Genomic DNA, 24307 nt, shown 5'->3' on the forward strand with positions numbered 1-24307 from the left:
CTAAACCTTCTCTATAATTCCCTTAACTAAAGCAATGAAACTTTCTCTTACCATAGCGGCTACCTCAATAACTTCGTTATGACTTAGAGGCTGATCTAGAATTCCACAAGCCATGTTGGTTAAACAGGAGATTCCTAGGACCTTCATGTTCGAGTGAACAGCTACGATGGCTTCCGGTACAGTCGACATACCAACGGCATCTGCGCCTAATGTACGAATCATGCGAATTTCAGCTGGTGTTTCATAAGCCGGACCACTCCACCAGGAGTATACGCCTTCACGTAAAGTTGTATTTTGCGCTTTTGCAACTTCCGTAGCAATTTGTCGCAATTCAGCATTGTACACTTGGGAAAGATCAGGAAAACGAGTACCTAAGTCGTTATTATTTGGTCCAATCAATGGATTCGTACCTACCAAATTGAGGTGATCCGTAATCAACATCAACTCACCCGGTTTAAAATTATTATTGACAGCACCGCACGCATTGGTGATAAGAAGGTTTTCAACTCCTAGCGCCTTCATTACACGAACAGGGAAAGTTACTTCGTCCAAAGTAAAACCTTCATAATAATGAAAGCGTCCTTTCATCGCAACCACAGTTTTCCCCTTTAGCTCCCCAATAACTAATTCATTCGCATGCCCTACTGCTTCTGATTTTGCAAAGTAAGGAATTTCACTATAGGGAATTGTGAAAGGGTTTGCAATTTCATCAGCTAATGTACCCAATCCCGATCCCAAAATCATCCCAACTGTTGGACGATACGAGGTCTTACTTAAGATAAAATCTCTAGCTTCCTGAATATTTTTCGTTTTTTGCATGTTGTATTCCTCCTAAATTTATGGTGCTATAAAATGCTTAACGCACATTTCAAATTTCTTACTACAGAACTTTCTGTAGTTAATTCTAATGGCTTATTCTCTATTTGTAAACAACTATTTATCATTTATATAAAAAGTATATTATTTTCAATTGGATATCCTCTATTTAACCCGTCTTTTTTTCAAACTTTAATCATAAAAGTGATTAATGCAATATGCTATTTAAATCAGTTTTATTTAATGGTTGTGATTTTGTAGAATAATAATTAAATGAAGTGGAACTATGATTAAAAAAGTTGGATAATAAACTATATCTGTTTTGATTGGTTTCCTATAGATCACAGATCAAGGAGAAAAAAAATGCTAAATAAATTTGAGGACTTATCCTCACCTAAAGCAAAAAATTTGAAGCTGTTATATAGCTTAGTACGTAGATTGGGTCCTGTAACCATTAATACATTAACTGAACATACTGGGTTTAAACATGTAACTTGTGGTCGTTTACTGGAAGAGCTCGTTGAGGAAGGTCTTATCTATGATAGTGGGATTGGAAAATCAAGTGGTGGACGTAAACCTCTAGCCTATGTTATTAAGCAAGATTCGAATTATTTAGTTGGTGTAGAACTAACAAGTCTATTTACTACGATCTTACTCCTTGATTTAAAGCTTAATATCATAAGCGTTGAAAAATTAAAAATGACGTCTGAATTCACTGGAGAATTTACATTAAACTATATTGCAACATGCGTTGATAGCTTATTGGCTCAGAATCAGATTCCTAAAGAGAATTTATTAGGTATTGGAATTGGAGTGTTGGATTCGTTCAACCCTGACATGGGGGTTATTTCGCACCCTCAGCACTTTCCTGCAGGTGGATGGGATCTGAATATTGTTGACTACTTAAAAAACAAAATGGATATTCCTGTTTTCTTAGAAAACGGAACCAACTTAGCTGCTCTTGCTGAATATCGAATGAACTATTGGAAGGAGACGGACAACTTAGTGTTTGTATCCAGTGATATCGGAATTAGGTGTGGTACGATCTCACAAGGAAAATTAGTCAGTAGTAAACGTGAAGTGGAGGATACCTTTGGGCATATCATTATTGATATCCATGGTCGGCGTTGCTCATGTGGTTCATATGGATGTCTTCAAGCTTACAGTAGTTTACCAGCTATTCGCGAGGAGATGGTTCGGCTCATAAAACGCGGCAAACCTTCCATGCTTTCACATGAAGTAAATGATGTTGAAGATATTGATCTATTTCATATATTGCATGCTTTAGAACAAAACGATGAGCTCTGTTTATCTGTGGTAGAAGATGCTGCTTATTATTTTGGGATTGGCCTTAGTAATCTTATTTTTTTATTGCGTCCTGAAATTGTCGTTTTTGGAGGTACACTAGTGCCGAAACCGCGTTTTTTTGATGTCGCTGCTAAAACTGCACAGGACCGTATAAGTTCTCATCCAAATACTAAAGTCGAAATAATTAAATCAACAGCAGCCTATAACATTGTGGCTCAGGGGGCTGGTTGTATGGTATTGGATTATTTCACTGAAGAAATACCTGTATAAATAAGGATTCAGGTTCCTATCTACGTGATAGGAACCTGAATCCTTTAACATTTCAATTCATATTACCTAGTTTGGAAGAAGTGCATTCACATGATTATTCTTCAGCAGAAAAAGAAGCATGTAAAGAAAATGGGGATCGGTAAGTTGCTCGTCATAAAGGGTACAAACTGTTAGTCATGATTTCAACCTTTCTTCAACCCATTAGATTAGAGAACTTTGGTTTAACCAAGCTGAGTTTTCATAACTGTGTACTCCTGGCGAACAGGACAGAGGAAACACCTTGTAAATGTTAAGCAGCCAGCCACCGAAGTTCGGCGACTGGCTGCTTAGGTTGGACTGAATTCTTGAAGGTAATTGATTACTTGAAGGTTTTTACCAACCGGTGCTTTGTATACAAAAAGACCACCCGACAACACTTTGATCGGTAATTCTAAGTGATTTTGATGAAATGTCCGCAGGCCCTTCGAGAATCCATAACACCATCCACAGTAAGCATCCCACATTGGCAAGATCTTTAGCTCTCGCAATAGAATGAAGGTACACCGAAGAAATTCATGATGACTTGAAGGTGACGATGCCACAGGAACAGCATCAATATAAGCTTTCATCACCGAAGATATGAAAAATTCCAAAAAGGCGTGACGAACACATATTTATCTATGCTTTACCTACAGCAAAGCTATAAGATGCGGACTCCACTAGGGGATGTGCGGTAATAAAAAGTACTTTCCTCCTTTCCCTTCTCTCAAGTTTTTAAGTTCAATCTATATAGCTTGTTGTCTTGACGGGATAAAAAAAGGGTGATATATTGATTCACAGCTTAATAATTTAGTATTTAACTATTTATCAATTAATGATTAAACGCTAAATTAACTTGTCCGCGTTTTTCCATACAGCTTACGGAGGTGAAGTTTTGTCCGATCACAATGATTTTTTTGAAATCTCTACCATGTTCAAAACGTTACTGAAAGGAATGGCTCATGGTTGGAATAAACAAGGCTTTGCCCTTAGCCTGACCCAATTCAAGGCTTTGCATTTTCTGTCCAAGGAAGGCCCGATGATGGTATCCCAGCTGGCCGCTGCGCTTAACATGACCCCTGCGGCAATCACAGGTGTTACAGACTCGCTGCTTGCTGAAGGTTACGTCGGGAAGGAACGGGCGGCTGACGATCGGCGAGTGGTTAATATTACACTGACGAAGGAAGGGGAAGCTGCAATCGAGGAGGCGCATAATAAACAAAAGGAGATCATGGGCTCCTACTTCAGCATCTTGCCTGATGAGGATATCGCACATTTAAGAAGAATTTTTGGAGTATTAATTTCGGAATTAGACAAAAAATAAAAAAACGGTGGGGAAAAAATCAATGGAACATTTATCTGATAAGCGCAAGCTTACCATTATGATCGCCATTATGGCAGCTATGCTGTTTGCCGCGATCAATCAGACGATTACCAGCACGGCTATGCCGCGCATTATCGCGATCCTGGACGGTATGGATTACTATACCTGGACGATCAATATTTACATGCTGACTTCAACAATCGCCACGGTGCTTGTCGGCAAGCTGTCCGACATGTTCGGCCGCAAGCCCTTTCTGCTGGCAGGGATTCTGATATTTATGGTCGGAGCTTTTCTGACCGGTACTTCGGATGATGTGTATCAGTTCATCATCTACCGTGGGATTCAAGGGGTGGGCGCCGGTATTATCCAGTCCACCGCATTCACAGCTGTAGGCGACCTGTTCCCTCCGCGTGAACGCGGCAAATGGATGGGCCTAATGACGGCCGTCTTCGGCTTCTCCAGTGTACTTGGACCGACACTCGGCGGTTATCTTGTTGACCATATGGATTGGCACTGGCTCTTCTGGATCTTCCTGCCGCTCGGCTTTGTTGCTTTTGCGCTGATCCTGGCCCTGTTCCCGAAAGCCAAACGCGGAGAGTCTACAAGCATCGACTATCTCGGCTCACTGTTCCTGACGACGACCATTGTTCCGCTGCTGCTGGCCTTCTCTTGGGCAGGTACAGAATATGATTGGGGTTCATCCCAAATTCTTGGCCTGTTAGCCGGATCCGTTGTTTCGTTGCTTATCTTTCTGTTCACCGAAACCCGAGCGAAGAATCCGATTCTGCCGCTTCATTTATTTAAAAACAGTGTAGTTACGATTTCCAACCTGATCGGGTTCATTATGAACTTCAGCATGATGGGCGCGATGATTTATCTCTCGTTCTTCGTGCAGGGTGTGCTCGGTATCTCCGCCACTTACGCCGGTTATGTCACAATGCCGATGTCGATCGTTATGGTGGTTGCCAGTACCTTTACCGGTCAGATGATCGCCAAAAAAGGAAAATACAAACGTTATGCCTTGATCGGCGTACCGGTTATGATTGCCGGCATGGCAATTATGGTATTCATGAACAATGTGCCAATGGCAGTCCTGAGTATGATCGTATTCGGCCTCGGTCTTGGTCTGGGTATGCCTGTATTCTCGCTGGCTACGCAAAATGCAGTTTCCCATACGGAGCTGGGTGCAGTTACCGCTTCGTCTCAGCTGTTCCGTAACCTCGGCGGCACCATCGGTATCGCAGTGATGGGGACTGTTATGTCGAACAATCTTACGAAACATCTCAAGGAAGCCCTGCAGTCTTCCTCGGCAGCGGACTTCTCTCAGCTGGATCCGGCAGTGACCCAGCAAATGACGGCCTTCGCCAATCCGCAGGCACTGATGAACAAGCCGCTGCTTGAGCAGACACAAGCCAGCCTGCCAGCCGATGCCCAGCCGATCTTCGTACAGATGATTGACAGCATCCGTGACGCTCTGGGCCAGACATTGTCCACCGTGTTCCTGACAGGGACCATCGTACTGGTTGTCGCCTTTATTCTGGTCTTCTTCCTGAAGGAGCTGCCTCTCCGCACTTCGAACAAGGCTCCTGCCGAAGGGGAAGCGGAAGGCTTGAATCCTTCCAAGCTTACGGTAGAAAAAGCTTAAGTATAATGGATTAAATCACATTCTAATATTCTAAATAAAGGGCAATCCGGGGTCATTGTGACCATGGATTGCCCTTTTAGTGTAATTAGTTAGGATTGTGCCGTCAGAATCCTGTTTTGGGTATCTCTGCAGGAAGTACATTATAGGGTTCAACAAGGCCGGTCCGCACCGGATACATCTGCTCATGGGCCTGTTTCGCTGCCTGTACAAAATGTTCATACGGCCGGTTGCAGACATCCACCACGCCGATCCCGTAATTCTCCCCGTCAAAACGCCCCAGCACCGGCTGATCATTCCACTGAAAATAATGCACCCCGATCAGCTGCGGAATGGCTGCAGCCTGCTCGACATAATAGCGGTAGGCACTGCCGCGCTCCTCCCGGGTTGCCACTGCGCGTATGCCGTAAGCCAGCATGCCGCCGTCCGCTGCGCCGAAGTGATATTCTCCGATCATGACCGGCTTGCCCAGCCGCTCGCTGATATACATGATCTGTTCCCGGTCAGGAGCGAACTGGTAGCAGTTCAGCGAGAAGACATCAAACCACTCGCAGCCCTCCAGCACATCGTCGCTGCCCACCCAGGCATAACGCATGCCCAGATTGAGATGATTCGGGTCCGCCTGCTTGCATAAGCGTGCCGGAATCTCCACATACCGCCGGATCATCATCCGGTTGAATTGTGCGTAGTCCGCTTCCCTTCCAGGATGATCCGAGGCTGCCGTATCGTGCGGTGTGTACAACTGTTCAAAACTGGCGTAGCTGCTGGCCCACGCCTCATTCAGCTGCTCTACAGTCCCATACTTCTCGCCCAGCCACTGGATGAACCGCTCCTTGCTGACATAACGGACCGGTGATTTCAGCATCAGCTGCGTTAAATTCAGACTATCCACGAATGCCCAATGCGGCTCATTGCGCATGAAATAGCCGATCATCCGCCGATCTCCGCGCAGCGGAACCAGCTGCTTCGCGAATTCCTCTGCATTCTGCTCATACTCCCGGCTGAACACGTCGGGGAAATCGCGGAAGATCGTCTGCTCCGTCGCCGGAAAATCAGACAGCGGATACACATAGGGAAGCTCCGAGCCTTTGATAAATCCGTCATCGGACCAATTGCCGATCGTATTGAATCCCCACTGTCTCAGCCGGTATTCGGTCAGCTCCGTCCAGGCGGACCGCCACTCCGACCCGAAGGTTGTGATCAGATTGGCGATCCCGAAGCTGAATTCCTGCCCAGCCTGTGACCAGGCCTCATGATAGCTCCCTTCCCGCCCCGGCAGCTGCGGGATCAAATGCTCCATGCCGGTTACGTGCATGGGAGAAGCCGGACCGGCACAGTCCATTCCCGTACTGAACAGGGCATAGCCGTCCGGATCGGCAAACCACCAGTTGCTGCCGTCAAATTCCGTCCGGAAATAGCCGGTCGCCTGAAATGCAAGTCCCTTCCAGCCTCCGTACCGGCCAAGACCGCTCGCGCTGAAATCAGCCGCAGCTGCAAGCTGCCGTTCTAAATGCAGCCTTTCGCTCAACTCCGCCTGATTGGCCGTCTTCCCCTGCCAATCTCTGCCTTTCAGCTGGCCCAGCCCATCAATATAAGGGTGGTAATCGTAGGTGAAATCCGGCTCGGCTCCACTGAGGGACAATCCGCTAATCTCCACACTCCGGCTTGTCGTTGAAGGAATGGTCGCGATGGAGAACCCGGCAATCCGCTTCCGGTCGACCCTCGCATCTCCGCGGAGCACGGTCTGCATCACACCCGGATAACGGTCAAGGAACAGCTTCTCCCCGTTCAGATGCTTCAGCGGCAAACAGATCACCGTTCTGACGCCCGGCAAAATGCCAGTATGATAGGTGATCATACGGCTGTCCTGATCACGGAAACTGAATAGCAGCACCAGTACATCATGTGAATCGTGATACACCTCTGCATTCATAAACTCGTATTCCTGCCATACAGAACTGTCCAGGCTGCCCGGCAGAAGCTCCATCCCCCCGCCCTCGGGCGTAGTGTTCAACCGGAAGCCGCCGGACGGAGTCGGAGATACTCGTGAATCATGTTCAGCTTGAAACCATTCATTGGAGAATGGGATCGTAAGGTTCATAAGTAAATCCTCTTTTCTCAGAAATAATTGATTTCATTAATTTCCCATAATCGGCTTATTTCAGGCCCATATTGGACATTACATCGACTTTGCTGGCATTAGTGTACCAATCGTTCACTTCTTCTGTAATTTGCGTGCCGCCTTTGTCATGCCATTGCTTAACAAAGGTGTCGTAAGCTTCAAGCGGTTCTTTGCTGTAAATGATCTTTGTGAAGGTTTCCTTCTCCATGGTGTTCAGCTGTTCCCACGAAGTTTGCATCGTTTTGGTCGGCGGTCCGTTGAAGGCGTTAGGAAGCAGCACATCTCTGTTCTCATAAGAAATAACATATCCGTCTTTGGCGGTTGCATCATTGGCTGCCGATCTCATCAGAACCCCATTATCCGGCTTCGCACCTTGCGCAAGATCATAGAACGATTTGCCCGGGCCGTCAACGCTTGGCGTATTCTTGGTAAAGGACATCTTGCCTACACCTTGGGCAGCATCCATGGGCGTGTTGAATTTCTTGGAATCAAAGACTACTTCGCCGTTTACGGTATCATAATCATAACCTTCGGCATATCCGTACTTGAAGTCACCCGTGCCGAATGCCGCATCGTACAGCTTGTCGTAGTACAGGAAGAAAGCTTCCATATTGTTAAAATCCTTATTGAACATGAACACTCCGTCATTCTGTTGACCGGATTGATAGGTCTTATCTCCGCTGACACCGCTGATCGTGGGATAAGCACTGATTTTGGCACCTTGAACGTTGGTTTCAACATCCTTAACACTGCCGTACAGCCAAGGCCGGCCAATAATAATGCCTGCTTTGCCTTCGGTAAAGTCAGCCAGTGCATCCCATGCGCCCTGTGTAGCCAATTCCTTGTTCAGATACCCTTTCGAATACCAGTCGCGGAGTTTGGCAAGCGCATCCTTGGTTCCTTCGGCAACCGACCCGTAAGTGAGCTTACCGTCCTCGCTATACCATTGGCCCGGAAGATGCTTGCCGGTGTAGGCGCTGAAGATCATCACGGAGTCACTGACCCAGCCTGTGTTGTAAGAATCCTTACCGGAGAAATCAAATCCGTAGGTATCCTGTTTGCCATTGCCGTCGGGATCATCATTCGTAAAGGCAGCAATCACTTTTTCAAACTCATCGAGGGTTGTCGGTGCCTTTAAGTTCAGCTTATCCAGCCAGTCCTGACGGATGAGCATCACTTGGCCTTCCGTCAAATTAGGTGCAATCGGCATGCCGTACACCTTGCCGTCCTGTATGACCGGATTGAAGGCCGTCGGGTATTCCTTATAAATCTCTTTCAGCCGCTCAGGCATATATTTGCTGATGTCCTCTGTAATATCTTTGACCAGCCCGGACTGAATCAGGTCATTCTCAAGCGAGGTGTCATAGACAGGCAGAACATCCGGGAGTTTCTCGGAGCCGGTGAGCGCGAGCCGCAGCTTGGTGTTATACTGGGTCGCATCGCCGCCGAGCAGCGTAGTCTCGATCTGGATGCCGAGATGCTCTTTACCCCAGCGGGTCAGGACATTGTCATTCAGGCTTTCGCCGTTGATGTATTTTCCGGCATTTTCATCCTGCTGCTTCGCAATGCTGATCGTAATCGGAGGATCATATTTCCCGTCCTTAAGCGTTGCTTCCGCAGCGGAGCTTGATCCCTTATTATCCGAGCCGCAGCCCGCCAGCAATCCAGTCATCAGTAAAGCGGCGGAGAGTAAAACACCTGTTTTTTTCATTGAGTAGGCTCCTTTATAGTGGGTTATTCTTTGACTGCACCTAACACGATGCCTTTCACAAAATACTTTTGCAGGAAGGGATAGACCAGAATGATCGGCAAGGTGCTGATAAAAATCTGGGCTGCCTTGATGCTCTGCTCCGACATCGCTGCCGCTTCCGATTGGCTGAGCGCCATACTCTGGGCAGAGCCTTGGACGACGACCGTCTGCAGGAACGATGCCAGCGGGTAGTTCTCAGTATTCGACATATACAGGATACCGTCAAACCAGGCGTTCCAGTGCCCGACCATGATGAACAATCCCACAGTGGCCAAGCCGGGAAGCGACAGCGGCAGGTAGATTTTGCGGAAAATCACGAAGAACGAAGCTCCGTCGATAAACGCGGCTTCTTCCAGCGCCTTCGGAATGGTCTTGAAGAAATTCATGATCAGAATCAAATTGTACGCGCCAAAGGCACCCGGAAGCACCAAGGACCAGATCGTATCTTTTAATCCAAGCTTCGTGACCAGGATATAGGACGGAATTAATCCCCCGGAGAACAGCATGGTGAAGATGAAAACCCACATCAAGGCATTGCGTCCGCGGAAATCCTTGGATAAGGCATAACCCGCAGTCGTAATAATAAACATGCTGATTAAGGTTCCCAGTACGGTTCTGAACACGGATACCTGCATGGAACCGGTGAAGTTGGAGTTTTTAAAGGTTTTGACATAGGCGTCCGCATTGAAATCCACCGGCCAAAAGGAGACCAGATTGCCGTTTATCGCGGCCTTGCTGCTAAGAGATTGCGCGAGCAGATGGAGCATAGGCAAGAAGCATGATAATGCAATCAGAATCAGAAATATATAATTGAAGAACGAAAAGATCTTATATCCCTTGGACTTATGATACACTCTCCATGCTCCTTTCTAGAATATCTTGTAGTTGGCAACCTTATAGGCAATCCGGTATGAAATGACGATCAATATAAAACTGATGCCTGATTTGAACAGCCCGACGGCAGTACCGAACCCGTATTGTCCATTCAATAAGGAAGACCGGTACACGTACGTATCGATAATATCTCCTGTGCTATAGACAAGCGGATTGTAAAGGTTAAAGATTTGATCAAAGCCCGCATCGAGGATATTCCCCAGGCTCAGCGTAGCAATGACGATGATCATCGGCATCATGCTCGGCAAAGTAACATGCCTGATTTGCTGCCAGCGTGAAGCGCCGTCGATCTCTGCAGCCTCATAATAGGAAGGGTCGATCCCGGTGATGACCGCCAGGTAGACAATCATGCCGAAGCCGAAATTTTTCCACAGGTCACTGATAATAACCGTCGGCCTGAACAGGACCGGATCACCCAGGAAGAAGATCGGTTTCGATCCAAACAGATTGGATAGAAAGTGATTGATGCCGCCGTCCAGTCCCAGAATATCAATCATAATTCCGGCAACGGTTACCCATGATAAGAAATGGGGCAAATACACCAAGGTCTGGATACTTTTCTTGACTCCCACATTTCTGATTTCACTTAAGAGGATTGCCATGAAGATTGGAACGATAATGCCGACAATAATTTTGATTACAGCAATGATGAGCGTGTTGGTAATGGCCTGTGTCGCTTCTTTATACTGGAAGATTCTCGCGAAGTTGTCCCAGCCGATCCACGTTGAGCCGGTAAGTCCCAGCCAGGGCTTGTAATCCTGAAAAGCCATCACCAGGCCGACCATCGGTCCGTACGCAAAGATAAGAACAAATACGAGTGCCGGGATACAGAGCACATACAGCGGCCAGTTTTTCCTGATCTCCTTGTTCCAGGGATTTTTGCTGCTTTTTTTCCTGTCATCTGTCTTTAACGTCCCCGCTTGGGTATTTATAACCTGAGCTATTTGTGTTACCCCCTTTTATCATGCCAAGAAGTTTTTCTTTCAGGTTTAATGTTAGCAAAAGCGCTTTCATCCTAAAATGTCTTAATCTAAAGATCATAACCAATCCCTAAACATGTTTGATAAGCGCTTTCATTTTGCGGCTGAATAATCTTTTTCTTTTGAATTTAATCAATTATGATAGATTTATACGGAAGGACACGAATCCGGCAACCGCCAGTATTGGGGAACGAGGAAGTGAATATGATTAAAAAAGTGAATATGAAACGGTTCATCTACTTTTTCGTTTTTTTTCTGCTGCTTACGCTGGGACTGTTTTTTATCATGAATACGTTGGGTTCAAGAACGATTCAGGACAGTTTGATCAACTCCTCCAAAAATCAGCTGGCTTATGCGGAGAGCATTATGGATGGTGTCATCTCCGAGGCAAGCATGTACGGTATCCAGTATACCGCCGACAATGATGTGCGGTTCTATCAGAGCCGGAAACAGGATTTAAGCAACTATGATGGACAGATGAATAAGAATGAAATCTCAGAGCGGTTATCGGATCAGCTCTTTTCGAGTCTGGCGGTAGAATCCATCGGGATTTACTGGAAGCCGGATGGCACCTTTATTCAGACCGGCCATGATTCGCTGGCTAAGCTTCCCTTCGAACAGGTCACTGAGCGCGGCTGGCAGACCTATAATAACAGCCTGTATTATTTTTCAGTCTACCCCTACATCCATCAGCCCAAAAACCCGGCAAATATTCAATACATCGTGGGCGTGAAGCTCAAGAAGGAATATCTGGTCAGCCTGCTGGGCAAAGCGGTTAACGGCGACAGCTCCAATGCTTTTTTCCTTGTGAACAACAACCTGGTGATTAGCGGCAAACCTGTAGACAGTCGTATCGTGCAAAAAGCCAAGGAGACGATCACACCGGATACGCAGCGAATCCTGAAATTTGACTATCATACCGGCGAGGACGACTATTATGTGTTGTCTAAATATATCGAGCCTATTGACACATATCTTGTGACATATACAAGGATGAGTGATTTCCTGAATCCGCTGGACCGGAATCAGCAGGTATTCGTGGGCAGTATCCTGGTCATTCTGATTATTGGGCTGATCGTCATTCTGATGTTCTACCGGAATTTCTACCGGAATGTTCATTTGCTGGGCAAGAAATTTTATCAGGTGGAGCAAGGGAATTACAGCACACGGATCAGCGAGAATCCCGTTAATGAATTTTTTAATCTGTTCAAAAGCTTTAACCACATGGTGCTCAAAACCCAGAATCTGTTTGCGTCCCTGAAGATTGAAACAGAGCTGCGGAGAGATGCCGAGGTGAAGCAGCTGCAGGCGCAGATCAATCCGCATTTTCTGTATAACAGCCTCTTCTTCATTATGTCGATGGCGAAGACGTCTCCGGAGGCTGTCATGCAGATGAGCAAACATCTGGCTGAATATTACCGCTATCTGACGAAGCTGGACCGCCATGACGCCACTCTGGCCTCTGAGCTGCAGCTTGCGGATCATTTTTTATCCATCATGTCCCTATGCAAAGAGATTCATTATGAAATCAACCTGCCCCCGGAGCTGGGAGAACATCGTATTATGCCGCTCATTATCCAGCCGATCGTAGAGAACGCCATCCAGCATGGCATTGAAGAGCGGCAAGGCGCCCATCGGGTCTCCATAGAGTTAAAAGCTCTTGATGACGGTGCGCTGATCATCATTGCGGATGACGGCAAGGGGCTTGCGCCGGAGCAAATCGTTCTGCTGGCAGCAAGGGTCGAAAGCGAATCCCCTCCGCCAGGCTCCAGAGGAATCGGTCTGTGGAATATACATCAGCGTCTTAAAAATGCTTACGGCGAATTAAGCGGCCTGCGTTTCTTCACCAATGACTGGGGCGGCTTGTCCGTGATGGCCTACATTGATTTCTCGCTGGATGAAGGAGGAGAACATGCGATTACTGATTGTGGATGACGGACATTACATTGTTGAATACTTAAAACATCTGCTGGATTGGAAGAAATTCGGCATACACCAGATTGTGACCTCAACTAATTCGGTTGAAGCCAAGCAATTATTGAACCAGAATCAGATTGATATTCTGATTACGGATATCCGCATGCCCGAGGTGTCCGGCATTGATTTGCTGGAGCATATTAATGAGAACATGCTTAAGACCAAAGTGGTTTTTCTCTCGGGCTACTCTCAATTTGATTATGCGCAGAAAGCGATCCGGCTGGGCGCTCTGGATTATTTGCTGAAGCCCGTGGATAAAGAGGATATGGAGAAAGCGATGAAGCAAGTGCTCAAAAGCATTGATGAGCAGCAGCTGAAGCCCCAGATTACGTGGGAGAAATTTGACGGGCTGGGTTATCTGCTGTCCGTTATTGGCGGACCCTCCCCCGCAGGCACTGATTTCAGTGCTTATGATACCGTACTGCTGAAGGAGACCTTTTGCTTCTTTCAGGTTCCAGATGCAGAGGGAGCAGATGAAATCACCTTAAGAGACAACAGCCGGGAGCTGGATCAATTGATTTGGACGACAGGCCCGGGGCTGGCAGGATTAATCCTGGAATCCGACGCTCAGAAGCTCGCGCACAGCATCAGCAATATTTCCTTTTCGGAGAAATTTGAATTTAGCCGGAAGAATGCCGTCCGGCAAATCTTCTGCCAGTTTTATTACCAGGAGGAAGTTCACGCGGGTGACTGTACCCTGCTGCAGGACTGTACTGCTCATCCTAAGTGGGAGCCTGGAGAATGGGAGCTGACCAGAAAGAACATTCTCAAGACCTTCGCCCAGCTTGGTTCCAGAAAGCAGAAAATTCTCTATCTGCTCGACTTTATTCAGCGGGTGTATTTCTCTGTCAGCCGGCTGCAGCAGGTTGAGGTCGCAGGTTGGATCTTCAGTCAACTGGCAGAGCCGGACGCTGCACTTGAGTCCATTCTGCTCTGCATCACCCAATTCGAGCGAAGCGCAAAATTGTCTAACCGCCATATTGTCCAAACCATACAATCTCATATTGCCGGTCATATCGGCGATGGTTTGAGCCTGGACGATCTGGGTAAAATTGTTCATCTTCATCCTGTCTATCTGTCTAAAGTGTATAAGCAGGAAACCGGTGAGAATCTATCGAACTTCATTGCAGCCAAACGATTGGAAAAAGCCTCCCAGCTATTGATAGAGTCCAATTTGCATGTAATCGATATTTCTCATATGGTCGGTTACAAGAAGCCGCAGTATTTCATCAAGCTGTTCAAGGATCAGTATGGAATCACACCTTATCAATACCGCAGACAACAGATTCAATAATAAACAAGGCGGTCCCCATCCTCTAAGTGAGAGAATGGGGACCGCCCTGTATTTATATCATTTAACGGGAATACACAAGTGCTCTTCCTTACTTCTGCAGCTCCAGATCCTTCTGTTTCAGCAGATCTGTGTATTCTGATTTATACTGCTCCAGCTTAAGCTTCAATTCAGCATTATTGGCATCTGTCTTCAGCAGGCTGCTGGTGACCAGAATGTTATCGACAACAGTATCAATTTTTTCGTCAATTTGCTTGATTTTATTTTTGGTGACCGCCGGCAAAGGGTCCGGTGTTGTGGTCGGCCGCGGTCCCAGGACAGCATTGGTATTTTTATCATTGGCCAATGCGCCCGCTCCGCTATCTTTCTCATCCAGGTTAATATTCTTGCCGGATATCGAAACCTTATAGCCAGCCAGTTCTCCGATGGCGCGCACCGGGGCATAGCTTTTTCCATCAATGATTATGGCTGGATCTACCAGCTTCTTGCCGTATACGTTGACTGTATATTCCGCTTGGATTTTCTTTCCTACCAGAGTAGAGGTAGCCCCGAGCGCCTGCGCACTAACCATCAGTATTGCCCCGGCAAGAAATCCGGCAGCAATCTTTTTCATAAGAAATTCACTCCCCGTTAAATAATGTACTACTATCTTAGCATTTTACAGCTCCTGATAGAAATCGTTGGCCGACAATTTTCGCCTTCTGCTGCGGCCGCAAAGAAAAAAGGCGTATTTCCACAAGGAAAATACACCTTTGAAGCGGTTAATTATACGTTTTATGATTTGCTGTACATATTCTGATCCTGCAGCCGGATCAGCACCTTGCCGAAACGTCCGCCCTGCTGAACCGTTACCTTCTTCTCCTGATACGTGCTGCGTATATAATCCGTAACAATATTCCGGGAAACTTCGTGGGCAGGCAGATGATGCATCTTCAACAGTTGCAAGACCTCTTCAATTGCCGCCTCTACGGAAATTTCGGTGCTTTTCATTTCTCGTGTCACAATGGACTCATAGGCATAGCCTTTCAAGTAAAGCAGCTGGTTCAAATACGCCATATCTGAGGAATCCGGGTGCATCTTCCTACCGGTCAGCAGCGGCATCACCTCATTAATAAGACTATGCTGTCTGCTCCCAGCTGAAGTACTGATATAACAATATTGACGGGCACAGCTCAGCACTCTCTCTACGCTATCCCAGTCAATGATCACCGGACACATGGAGACGAATACCAGATCAAACCCTTTCTCCCAGCCCATTGCAGTTATGTCAAGGTCCTCGAAAGCTTCCCGCACTAAGGTTATCTTTTCTTTTCCGGGGCTGACACGGGCTGTATTGGCTTCAAATAAATCAGCCAGCGGTACGTTGGGCTCAACAGCGGTAACCTTGGCCCCGCGCTCGGCAAAGGGTACACTGAAGCCCCCTGAAGCCGCACCGATATCCAGCACGCTGAGTCCGGCAAAATCCACTCCCTGCCCTTCCATCCAGCCGATGATCCGCTCGCTTCTGCGTCTTCCGCCTTCACTGAATACCTCTTCATCAAACACCTTGGCCTTGTGATCGAACCCATGCGTGGGATCAATTCCAGCACGCTTCATCTGGTTGGCCGTGGATGAGGGGTCCTCCTTCCACGCCTGCTCCCACAATTGAATATCAAATAAATCTGTTGCCATCTTTGCTCATCCCTTTCTTGAATATCATTTAGCCTGCATTTAATAGACTTAACAGACTTATTATATCTATAATTTAATTGCAAAAATAACGGCGGTTATAAAGCCACCGTTATCTGTGCAGCAAGCTCGGAGATTTTTTTATTCCGCAAATAATCTTCCATCCGCCGTTCAGCTTCCACCATTTCCTGCTGAATCAGACACTCGCTGGGATGATTTAGCGTGCAATCAAACAACGAGGCCGTGCCTTCAATGGCATGAATGATGTCGAGAAATGAAATGTCTTCCTTCTTACGTTTGAGCCGATAACCGCCATTCGCACCCGATGCCGACTCGATCAGTCCAGCTTTCACAAGTTTGGTCAATATCTTGGACAGATACGTAGGGGAAACCTCCTGCCGCTCTGCCAGCTGCTGTACGCCTACCGGCTTGTCGGACGCAGCCACCACCAAAAAGAGCATCGTATGCAGCGCATAATTTGTTGCCTTTGAATATTTCATCTTCCACCTCAATCAAAGACTTTATTAGTCTATAATAACTTTTATTCGCTCGGATTGCAAGCTGCTGTTGCTGTTATGTAGCACATTTGCATAAATTTCCAATTATAACATGCTGAGAATACTAATAGGTTTCTTATTGGTGTTTGTATAAACTTCGGCAAGGCCAAATCAGGCGCAGGCTTCCAGCCTCCCCTTTGCGTGCTCCCGCAAAATTCATGCGGCTGATCCGCGCCCGCTGCCCGCTTCTACGGATTTCAGGCTGATGCAGTTATGATAGGATAAGGGCTCAACCTGATCAAAGGAGCACATTTATGAGAAAAATTATACTTGTTGTTATGGCCTTCTTGATGTTCCCCCTCTCTGCCTTTGCCGCCGGTCCGCCAGGCTCACCCTCTGCGGTTACGCTCAACATGGAGGACGCGAAGCGGTTTGGCGATGATTTTTTTAAGCAGCCAGAGATACAGGAGCAGCTGGCTGGAGCTGTTCTAGTCATCGTAAAGGATGGAAAAATTCTGCTGAACCAGGGCTATGGGTATGCCAATATTGCTGCCAAACAGCCGGTTGATGCGGAGAAGACCTTGTTTCGCCTGGCTTCCGTATCCAAGCTGTTTACTGCAGCAGGCGTGATGCAGCTGAGCGAATCAGGCAAGGTTGATCTGGACACAGACGTGCAAAGTTATCTGACGGGTCTGCACATTAACAACACAAGCGGATTCCCGCTTACCCTCAAACATCTAATGACCCATACTACCGGTTTCGACAACGGAGATGTCCTTGAATCCGGGACCCCTTCCACACTGGAGAAATTCGTGAAGGAGAAGATGCCTACCATCGTCCGCAAGCCGGGTGAGGTCTACCGCTATGACAACTTCGGCTTCTCCCTGCAAGGTTACATCATTCAACAAGTCTCCCGGATGCCCTTTGAGAATTACATGGCCGAAAAGCTATTCAAACCGCTAGGAATGGGCAACACCAGCTTCATTTTTGATGATAAGGTGATCAAGCGGATGGCCACCCCTTATGATAATCAGCTGCAGCCGACCGGGCAGATTCCCAACGACCCGCTTAGTGCTCCTGAAGGCGGCATGACTTCTACCGGGAAGGATATGGCCCAGTTCATGCTTGCGATGCTGAACGGCGGGAAGAAGGGGGAGAACCGGATTCTCCAACCAGAATCCATACAGGCCATGGAGCACAGCAGCGTAACGATCCATCCTAAGGTCCCAGGAAACGGTTATGCCTTCGAGTCTACCTACTCGCAGGACTACAACGGATATAAGGTTGCAGAGAAAGGCGGCGATTTATCCGGCTTTCATTCTAATCTATGGCTGCTGCCTGAACAGAACACGGGAATCTTTCTTGCACTGAACAGCGATAAAGGTAATCTGCGCCAGCCCATGTTCCATCAGTTCATGAACCGTTATTTCCCTGAGACAAGCAAGGCACCCGCTTCCATCGAGCCTGCAGCTACCCAAGAGCAGCTGCAGCGTTTCGCAGGCTTGTACCGCCACCTGCGAACACCAGCCTTAACTTCGGAGGTCACCGCAATAGACGGCGCACTGCTGGTTAAGGATGTGTTCGGCGAGCATAAGCTGCGGCAGACTGAGGAACTGCTGTTTTATGATGAAGAAGACAAGCCGGCCGGCTTCAAGCTGGATGCCGACGGCAAGGTGCTGTACTTCTATTACAACCAGCCCGACAGCTGGCTTGAAAAGCTGCCTGAGCCCCAGCACTTCAGCGACGTAGGCTCTGATCATCCCTATGCCAAATACATCTATAATCTTGTTCAGCTGGGCGCCATTCCTGAAAGCACTGGACCCTTCCAGCCGGATCGTCCAGTTACACGCGGACAATTCATTGCCCAGTTGATACCTCTTGCCGGATTTCAATCATCGGCCCGGCCCAGCGCATTCAAAGACACCAAGGGCAGCCCTTATGAGACTGCCATTCAGACTGCGCTTGATTACGGTGTCGTTCAAGGACTGCCGGGCAGTTATTTCGGCCCCGACCTGCCTCTGACACGTGAACAGGCTGCAACCTTTGTCTGGCGGATTGCCCATATTGGTCTGGGAGCCGCCCCGGTGAAGGCTGCTGTGCAGAAGCCCTTCTCGGACTGGGCCGCTGAGGGTGTCCAGTATGTGGTTGGCCGCGGCCTTTATGGTCCTGACGCAGAATTGTCAGACGGGCAAGTAAATTACAGGGCACAGGATCCAATGCTGAATCAGGAGGCCGCAGCTTTAATCTACCGGCTGCTGCAAAACCTGCTGTAACAACAAGGCAGCCGAACAGGCGATTCGAGACGAATCGCCTGTTTTATCATATACTTTTAAGAAAAGAGGATAAAGGATTGTGAACCATGTTCAGCTTTCTTCAACGCCCCCGTGTCAGCCGTAGGATCATCTACATCTTCATGGGACTTGTTGTGCTCGCCACAACCTATATACAGATTCAATTATTCACCAATCCCTACTCAGGCATCAGCGTGGAACCGGATTCCAGCGGCGGATGGATCATCTCCAGAATCGATAGGGACAGCCCCGGTTCGAGAACAAACCTCAAACCAGGTGATCGTATTCTCGCTTTCGATGGGGAGCCGGAACCGGAAGTATTTATCGTTGACAGAAGGCGATTGCTTACTGGAACCCATAGTCTGAAGGTTGAAAGCAAGGAAGGGCAGCCGTATACCCTTCAGCTTAAAGCTGGCAGTAAAGACAAACTGGAGAATGGCTTTGCCTTCGTCATGGAAATCTTTCTGGTGGGTGTAGGCACTTATGCCCTGTGCAGGAATCCTGAATCGCTGCTGATCCGCAGATTTCTGCTGATGAATCTGTTGTTTGCATTCGTCATAGTGGCGCTGTTCTCGGATGAGCTTATGCTCTCCGGCTACCTGTTCACTTTCTGTGCAATCTGGATGCCTTATGCGATAATTTCCTTCTATCTGCTGTTTGCCTTCCGTCCTATTTATTCAAAATTCCGTGCCTTACTGCGGGGGTATCAGGTCTACTCGCTGATGTTCTCGGTCTTTGCTGTAGGCTTTATGCTGCAGCGTCATGTATATGACTGGGTAACCAATGTTCTGAATGTAGCCTTGCTTGCCACACTGCTGCTGATGGCTGCCATAACGGTCTGGCACTGGAGCAAATTCGACCGGATTGAGAAGAATCAGCTCTACATTCTGTTTACAGGAATAACCGTGAGTCTGCTTCCTTATGTATGGCTGTATGCCCTGCCCTATCTGTTATGGGACCGGTACTGGATCACGGCAGAATATGCGTTGGTCGGTCTGGTGCCGATTTCTGCAACGTTCACTTATCTGCTCGTCCAGCGTCAGGTTCTGGACATGAGATTTTATATTCCCAGATTGGCCGCGCACAGCCTGTACTTCAGCCTGACACTAGTGCTATTTCTATTGACAACCGTCTGGGGTTCGATAGGATACGCGGTACTCTTGTTCATTCTGCTGGCGCTGCTGACCGGCGGCTATCGTCTGCTGCTGCGGCGGCTGCGGCATGGGGAAAAGCGCAAAAAAGACTGGCTGGAGCAACAGAAGCTGCTTCTCTCGCTACAGCTGGCCGGAAACAAGAATATCCGCGATATCCTCAAGCTGTTTGCTGAGCTTCTGCAGGATATGATTGAAGTTGAAGGTCTTACACTGGTCTATTTCGATGACAGCTCCCTGCCGCTAGTACATAACACAGGGATTTACGAGGAGAAAGGGACAAAGGGTCCGGCTCCGTTACGGGACACCCCCGACCTTGAATGGTCCGCCGGCGGCGAATACGCTGCCGTATTCGAGCTGGTGCATGAACTGGAGGAGCAGCGGCTGGGCTACCTGTGCCTTGGACCGAAGCGCAATCAGACCTTGTTCTCTGCCGAAGAACAGCGGATCATCCAGAAATTCCGCAGTGAAGCTGTTCAGATGCTTATGAACGCCCGCCATCTGCTCCGCTTGAGGCGCGAATATGAGGACAATCAAAAGCAGATTGACCATTATGAGCGCCAGGTGCATGATTTCCGCAGCTATAGCCAGAGCTTGCTGGAGGCCCGAGAAGCAGAGAAGGTCCGCATCTCTTATTTCCTGCATGATGACCTGCTGCAGAACCTGATCTTCTTGTCCCGGGATCTGGAGGAGCTGCATGATACCGGGAGATACCAGCAGGAGCGCAATGCGAAATGGCTCAAATGTCTGGCCGATTCTCAGCGCAGCATCCGGGCGCTCAGCGATCATTTATATCCGCATATTCTCGATAAAGGCGATCTGCAGGAAGCACTGCACTGGCTGCTGCAAGACATGAATCGCCTGGAGGAGCTTAACGTGACCCTGCAGTTTGAGGCTCCATTGCCGGACGCCTTCCCTGTCTTTATCAAGGCGAGTCTCTTCCGGGCAGCCCGTGAGCTGGTCGTCAACGTTTTCAAGCATGCGATGGCTTCCGAACTGAAGGTCCGTGTCTGGATAGACGGTGACAGCATCTATTGCAGCGTGTCCGACAACGGCGTAGGCTTCAACAGAAATATTGCTGTGACCGCTCCTCCAGACGGCCGCCCCCGCTTCGGGCTGCTGTCGATCCGGGAACAGATGGAGCATCTGGGCGGAACGGCTCTGATTGACTCCGTGCCGGAACAGGGAACCTCGGTCACACTCAAAATCCCTCTTTATAAGGAGCAGTCTTCTCATGAATGATAATATAACCCTGTATATTCTTGATGATCACCCCCTTGTGCTGGACGGGCTTAAGAGCCGTCTGGACGAGGAGCCCGGCCTTGAAGTTCTGCGGACCTTCACAGATCCGGTAGAATTCCTGGCAGAGACGGCGCTGCTGCGCCCGGATGTAGTGCTGATGGATATCTCGCTGCCGCAGATGGACGGCTTCCAGGTAGCCCGGCTGTTGAAAGAGAACTACGGTAATGCGCTGAAGATTATTCTCTTATCCGGCTATACCTACGAAGAATTCTACTACAAAGCGTACCGAATCGGCGTTCATGCCTACCTCTCCAAACAAAGCTCATACAGCATCATTATCAACGCGATCAAACAAAGTGTGCTGGGCAATATTCTGGTCCCTGAGCATCTTCGGGCTTCCGCTTCTCCAGACGCGCTAACAGCAACCGAACGAAAAGTACTGCGCTGGCTGGCGAAGGAGAAAACCAACAAGGAAATTGCCACGGAGCTGGCCTTAAGCCAGCGGACTGTTGAATACCATCTGGCCGCAATCAATCAGAAGCTGGGGGTGAAGACAAGAATCGGGGCTGTGGTGAAGGGGTTTGAGTGTGGTTTATTAACTTTTGGGGATGAGGATTGAGGAAAAAGGAATACAGGCCTTCAGTGGATATCCTACAAAAAAAGGTTATCCTTATCCCCAGTGGGCTATGGATAACCTTCATGTATATTTACTGCTTTGTCAGCTTGCGGGTTGCTGTTTGTCTCTGGTTCTCGGGTTCTTCCATTGCTTCAAGTTTATTTAATCTTGAATTGCTCAAGCAAGTTTTGCAGTTCCTGAACCATGGAACTCAATGATTTAGCGGAGTGTGAAACCTCTTCCATGGAAGCCTGCTGTTGTTCACTGGCTGCGGCAACATTTTGGGTGGCATCTGATGCTTCTCCTGAAATACGGGCAAGTTCTTCCATAGTAGCGCTAATTTCCTGGGAGCCGGCAGACATTTGCTCAGAGACTGCAGATACCTCCTGAATTTGGTTAACCATTTGTTGAATTTCCACTACAATTCCGTTAAAGGCTTCCCCTGCGTGTTCCACGAGCACAGTGCTGGAATTGACCGCTTTCGTTCCGACTTCAACCGATTGTACCGCCGCTCGGGTCTCCCCTTGTATTTCTTCAATAATCTCCCGGACCTTCCCGGCAGAATCTTTGGTTTGTTCGGATAACTTACGAATTTCCGCAGCAACTACAGCAAATCCCTTACCATGCTCACCAGCGCGTGCTGCTTCAATCCCGGCATTCAGGGACAGCAGATTGGTTTGTGTACTTATTCCGCTAATCACATTGATTATATTGCCTATATCACTGGAACGTTCTCTGAGCTGCTCCATATGCGAAGCCGTGACCGAGACCGAACGATTGGCTTCGTTCATATCATGAACTGCCTGCTGAATGATCTTATTCCCCTGCGCCGCCTGCTGTGAGGTGTTTTGTGAAGCATCATGCAAAATGGATGAAGACTCAGAAATCCGTTGGATGCCGATGGCCAGCTCCTCAAGCGACCTGGCGCTTTCTTGTGTTCCCACAAGCTGCGTCTCGGCACCAGCAGCCACTTCTTGAATGGTGTTGGCTATATCCTCAGCCACTATAGTTGTCTGGTCTGCACTCGCCGTCAACTCTTCAGCTGTAGAGGCAACATGCAAGGAATGTTCGGTGACTTTACCCATCATTTTATTCAGAAGGTCACTTGTATAATTTAAATTCTCTGCCATCCTGCCAAATTCATCCTTCGTTTTCACCTCAATGGAATAGGTGAAGTCCCCTTGAGCCAGGTGCTCGGCCATTGCATTAACACGTGAAGTATGCGCTGTCAAGTTGCGGGCGTAGAGTAGAATAACCACTACAATCAGAGCCATACCAATGATTAGAAAGATCAAAGTTTGCAGCAACAGTGCATTCAACTTTTCTTTAAGTTCTTGATCCGGCAAGGCTACAGCGACGATCCAGTCTGTCTGCTCCAGCTTTGAGAAATACACATGGATGAGTCCTTCTGAGGAAGTGTAGGTTGCAGCGCCCTTTCCATCTTTCAAAATAGTTTTCGCTAAAGTGGACACGACGGGGTCCTGCTCCTCCTGAAGTTTTACCTTCATGATTTTATCCGTCTCGGGTCCTGCTAAATAAGTACCGTCTTTATCAAGCATAAACGCCCATCCGCTATCACCTACATTTGTCTCTGAGATGATATTTTGCACAGTATCCAAATTGATGTCTCCGGTGGCTACTGCAATGAAACGTTCTTGATCATCATACACAGGAACTGATGCGGTAACCATGGTTGACTTGGTTTTTTCATCATAGAATGGGGCTGTATATTGTATCTCTTTTTGATTGGCTGCAATTTTATACCATGCTTGCGCTGGATAATTGTAGCTGGGATCACTATAGTCATGTGTAACGGTAATTTGATTCTGATCGCGAAAGGCATAGGAAGAAACAAACTTTGTATCATCCTCATATACATTAGGTTCAAAATAAATGCCTACGCCGAAGGTATCTTTGTTGATATCCAGTGAGTTTTTGAGAGCCGCATCATAATCCTCCAGGCTCAGCTTACTGTAATGACCTTGAATAGATTTCGCTATCGTTTCCGGCACTCTACCGTGAGAGGTTATCCGGTTCTGAATGCTTTGATTGGTATTTGCCAGTTGCTCCTTCATGCTGTTCTCCGTCTGTTCAAGCAATAAACCATGGGATTTAAAGATAACAGCAGAAGATACTCCAATAACAATTACAAGTAAAAGCGGCATAATGAGAAGTAGTGTTTTTGCTTTGATGCTTCTAAGTTGCATTTCTAACAGCCTCATTTCCTGAATAAAATTAACAATATATCGTATATATCGGCATTATTCGACATTTTTTTCAGTGGTATTTGTTTACATTTTCCAGATATTAGAGGTATAAGATTCATCATTGAGCAACAAATTACTGCCTAGTGTAAGCAATTCTGAGCTTGCGACACAACAAACAAGCCCGACTTCCCGGGCTTGTTTGTTGTGTATGATAGCAGTCGTGTCCTATTCTCTGCACTGAAA

The 24307-nt window shown here is 47.7% G+C and carries 17 protein-coding genes; 8 read left to right on the forward strand and 9 right to left on the reverse strand.

The window, feature by feature from the left end:
- Positions 1-819 carry a purine-nucleoside phosphorylase gene (locus NST99_RS23980; RefSeq protein WP_341094915.1) on the reverse strand — a complete coding sequence of 273 codons (819 nt, stop codon included), beginning with the start codon at positions 817-819 and terminating at the stop codon, positions 1-3.
- 360 nt (positions 820-1179) lie between these two features.
- On the opposite strand from NST99_RS23980, the gene NST99_RS23985 reads away from it, so the two are divergent.
- From NST99_RS23985 to NST99_RS23995, 3 genes are all read left to right on the forward strand, one after another.
- A complete protein-coding gene (locus NST99_RS23985; protein WP_341094918.1) occupies positions 1180-2394 on the forward strand; it encodes an ROK family protein in 1215 nt (404 codons plus the stop codon).
- Positions 2395-3307: 913 nt separating this feature from the next.
- Positions 3308-3736, forward strand: coding sequence for a MarR family winged helix-turn-helix transcriptional regulator (locus NST99_RS23990; protein ID WP_341094920.1), 429 nt, complete (start codon positions 3308-3310; stop codon positions 3734-3736).
- A gap of 22 nt (positions 3737-3758) precedes the next feature.
- Positions 3759-5381 carry an MDR family MFS transporter gene (locus tag NST99_RS23995; RefSeq protein WP_341094922.1) on the forward strand — a complete coding sequence of 541 codons (1623 nt, stop codon included), beginning with the start codon at positions 3759-3761 and terminating at the stop codon, positions 5379-5381.
- Between the two features lie 103 nt (positions 5382-5484).
- On the opposite strand, the gene NST99_RS24000 is transcribed toward NST99_RS23995, so the two are convergent.
- Genes NST99_RS24000 through NST99_RS24015 form a run of 4 tightly spaced genes read right to left on the reverse strand, consistent with a single transcriptional unit; the run spans position 5485 to position 11004 of the window.
- Positions 5485-7479: a beta-galactosidase gene (locus NST99_RS24000; RefSeq protein WP_341094924.1), complete on the reverse strand. Its 1995-nt coding sequence runs from the start codon at positions 7477-7479 to the stop codon at positions 5485-5487.
- A 55-nt stretch (positions 7480-7534) separates the two neighbouring features.
- Positions 7535-9211 (reverse strand): hypothetical protein, encoded by a 1677-nt coding sequence (locus tag NST99_RS24005; RefSeq protein ID WP_341094926.1) that lies wholly within the window; start codon positions 9209-9211, stop codon positions 7535-7537.
- A 23-nt stretch (positions 9212-9234) separates the two neighbouring features.
- Complete coding sequence (locus NST99_RS24010; protein ID WP_038595090.1) at positions 9235-10104, reverse strand: carbohydrate ABC transporter permease; 870 nt, start codon at positions 10102-10104, stop codon at positions 9235-9237.
- Between the two features lie 15 nt (positions 10105-10119).
- Entirely contained in the window at positions 10120-11004 is an 885-nt protein-coding gene (locus tag NST99_RS24015; RefSeq protein WP_341097737.1) for an ABC transporter permease, read from the reverse strand.
- 324 nt (positions 11005-11328) lie between these two features.
- Here NST99_RS24015 and NST99_RS24020 point away from each other — a divergent pair, with 324 nt between their 5' ends.
- Complete coding sequence (locus NST99_RS24020; protein WP_341094927.1) at positions 11329-13059, forward strand: sensor histidine kinase; 1731 nt, start codon at positions 11329-11331, stop codon at positions 13057-13059.
- The gene (locus tag NST99_RS24025; RefSeq protein WP_341094929.1) at positions 13037-14395 is read left to right on the forward strand and encodes a response regulator transcription factor; all 1359 of its coding nucleotides are present in this window, start codon (positions 13037-13039) and stop codon (positions 14393-14395) included. The genes NST99_RS24020 and NST99_RS24025 overlap by 23 nt, the downstream gene beginning before the upstream one ends.
- Positions 14396-14483: 88 nt before the next feature.
- Here the strand turns inward: NST99_RS24025 and NST99_RS24030 are convergent, their stop codons facing one another.
- The 3 genes from NST99_RS24030 to NST99_RS24040 all read right to left on the reverse strand — a co-directional run bounded on the left by NST99_RS24030 (position 14484) and on the right by NST99_RS24040 (position 16560).
- Positions 14484-15005 carry a hypothetical protein gene (locus NST99_RS24030; RefSeq protein ID WP_341094931.1) on the reverse strand — a complete coding sequence of 174 codons (522 nt, stop codon included), beginning with the start codon at positions 15003-15005 and terminating at the stop codon, positions 14484-14486.
- Between the two features lie 161 nt (positions 15006-15166).
- Positions 15167-16063, reverse strand: a complete 897-nt coding sequence (locus tag NST99_RS24035) for a methyltransferase domain-containing protein (protein WP_341094933.1) — start codon at positions 16061-16063, stop codon at positions 15167-15169.
- Between the two features lie 95 nt (positions 16064-16158).
- Positions 16159-16560, reverse strand: a complete 402-nt coding sequence (locus NST99_RS24040) for an Rrf2 family transcriptional regulator (protein WP_341094934.1) — start codon at positions 16558-16560, stop codon at positions 16159-16161.
- Positions 16561-16871: 311 nt separating this feature from the next.
- Between NST99_RS24040 and NST99_RS24045 the strand changes: the two genes are divergently transcribed.
- The 3 genes from NST99_RS24045 (at position 16872) to NST99_RS24055 (ending at position 21860) form a co-directional block, all read left to right on the forward strand.
- Entirely contained in the window at positions 16872-18830 is a 1959-nt protein-coding gene (locus NST99_RS24045) for a serine hydrolase (RefSeq protein ID WP_341094935.1), read from the forward strand.
- An 86-nt stretch (positions 18831-18916) separates the two neighbouring features.
- Positions 18917-21241, forward strand: a complete 2325-nt coding sequence (locus NST99_RS24050) for an ATP-binding protein (protein ID WP_341094937.1) — start codon at positions 18917-18919, stop codon at positions 21239-21241.
- Positions 21234-21860, forward strand: a complete 627-nt coding sequence (locus NST99_RS24055; protein ID WP_341094939.1) for a response regulator transcription factor — start codon at positions 21234-21236, stop codon at positions 21858-21860. Before NST99_RS24050 ends, NST99_RS24055 begins: the two co-directional genes overlap by 8 nt.
- 155 nt (positions 21861-22015) lie before the next feature.
- Here NST99_RS24055 and NST99_RS24060 read toward each other — a convergent pair whose 3' ends face one another.
- Positions 22016-24064, reverse strand: coding sequence for a methyl-accepting chemotaxis protein (locus NST99_RS24060; protein WP_341094941.1), 2049 nt, complete (start codon positions 24062-24064; stop codon positions 22016-22018).
- Positions 24065-24307: the final 243 nt, after the last annotated feature.

The sequence above is a fragment of the Paenibacillus sp. FSL L8-0470 genome, from assembly GCF_038008625.1.
Lineage (GTDB): Bacteria > Bacillota > Bacilli > Paenibacillales > Paenibacillaceae > Paenibacillus_AQ.

Bases quoted from the DNA above. Each gene is read 5' to 3' on its own strand.
- NST99_RS23995 (WP_341094922.1), top strand. From the start codon at position 3,759: ATGGAACATTTATCTGATAAGCGCAAGCTTACCATTATGATCGCCATT.
- NST99_RS23980 (WP_341094915.1), bottom strand. From the start codon at position 819: ATGCAAAAAACGAAAAATATTCAGGAAGCTAGAGATTTTATCTTAAGT.
- NST99_RS24060 (WP_341094941.1), bottom strand. From the start codon at position 24,064: ATGCAACTTAGAAGCATCAAAGCAAAAACACTACTTCTCATTATGCCG.
- NST99_RS24025 (WP_341094929.1), top strand. From the start codon at position 13,037: ATGCGATTACTGATTGTGGATGACGGACATTACATTGTTGAATACTTA.
- NST99_RS24035 (WP_341094933.1), bottom strand. From the start codon at position 16,063: ATGGCAACAGATTTATTTGATATTCAATTGTGGGAGCAGGCGTGGAAG.
- NST99_RS24000 (WP_341094924.1), bottom strand. From the start codon at position 7,479: ATGAACCTTACGATCCCATTCTCCAATGAATGGTTTCAAGCTGAACAT.
- NST99_RS24005 (WP_341094926.1), bottom strand. From the start codon at position 9,211: ATGAAAAAAACAGGTGTTTTACTCTCCGCCGCTTTACTGATGACTGGA.
- NST99_RS24045 (WP_341094935.1), top strand. From the start codon at position 16,872: ATGAGAAAAATTATACTTGTTGTTATGGCCTTCTTGATGTTCCCCCTC.
- NST99_RS24020 (WP_341094927.1), top strand. From the start codon at position 11,329: ATGATTAAAAAAGTGAATATGAAACGGTTCATCTACTTTTTCGTTTTT.
- NST99_RS24055 (WP_341094939.1), top strand. From the start codon at position 21,234: ATGAATGATAATATAACCCTGTATATTCTTGATGATCACCCCCTTGTG.
- NST99_RS24050 (WP_341094937.1), top strand. From the start codon at position 18,917: ATGTTCAGCTTTCTTCAACGCCCCCGTGTCAGCCGTAGGATCATCTAC.
- NST99_RS24040 (WP_341094934.1), bottom strand. From the start codon at position 16,560: ATGAAATATTCAAAGGCAACAAATTATGCGCTGCATACGATGCTCTTT.
- NST99_RS23985 (WP_341094918.1), top strand. From the start codon at position 1,180: ATGCTAAATAAATTTGAGGACTTATCCTCACCTAAAGCAAAAAATTTG.
- NST99_RS24030 (WP_341094931.1), bottom strand. From the start codon at position 15,005: ATGAAAAAGATTGCTGCCGGATTTCTTGCCGGGGCAATACTGATGGTT.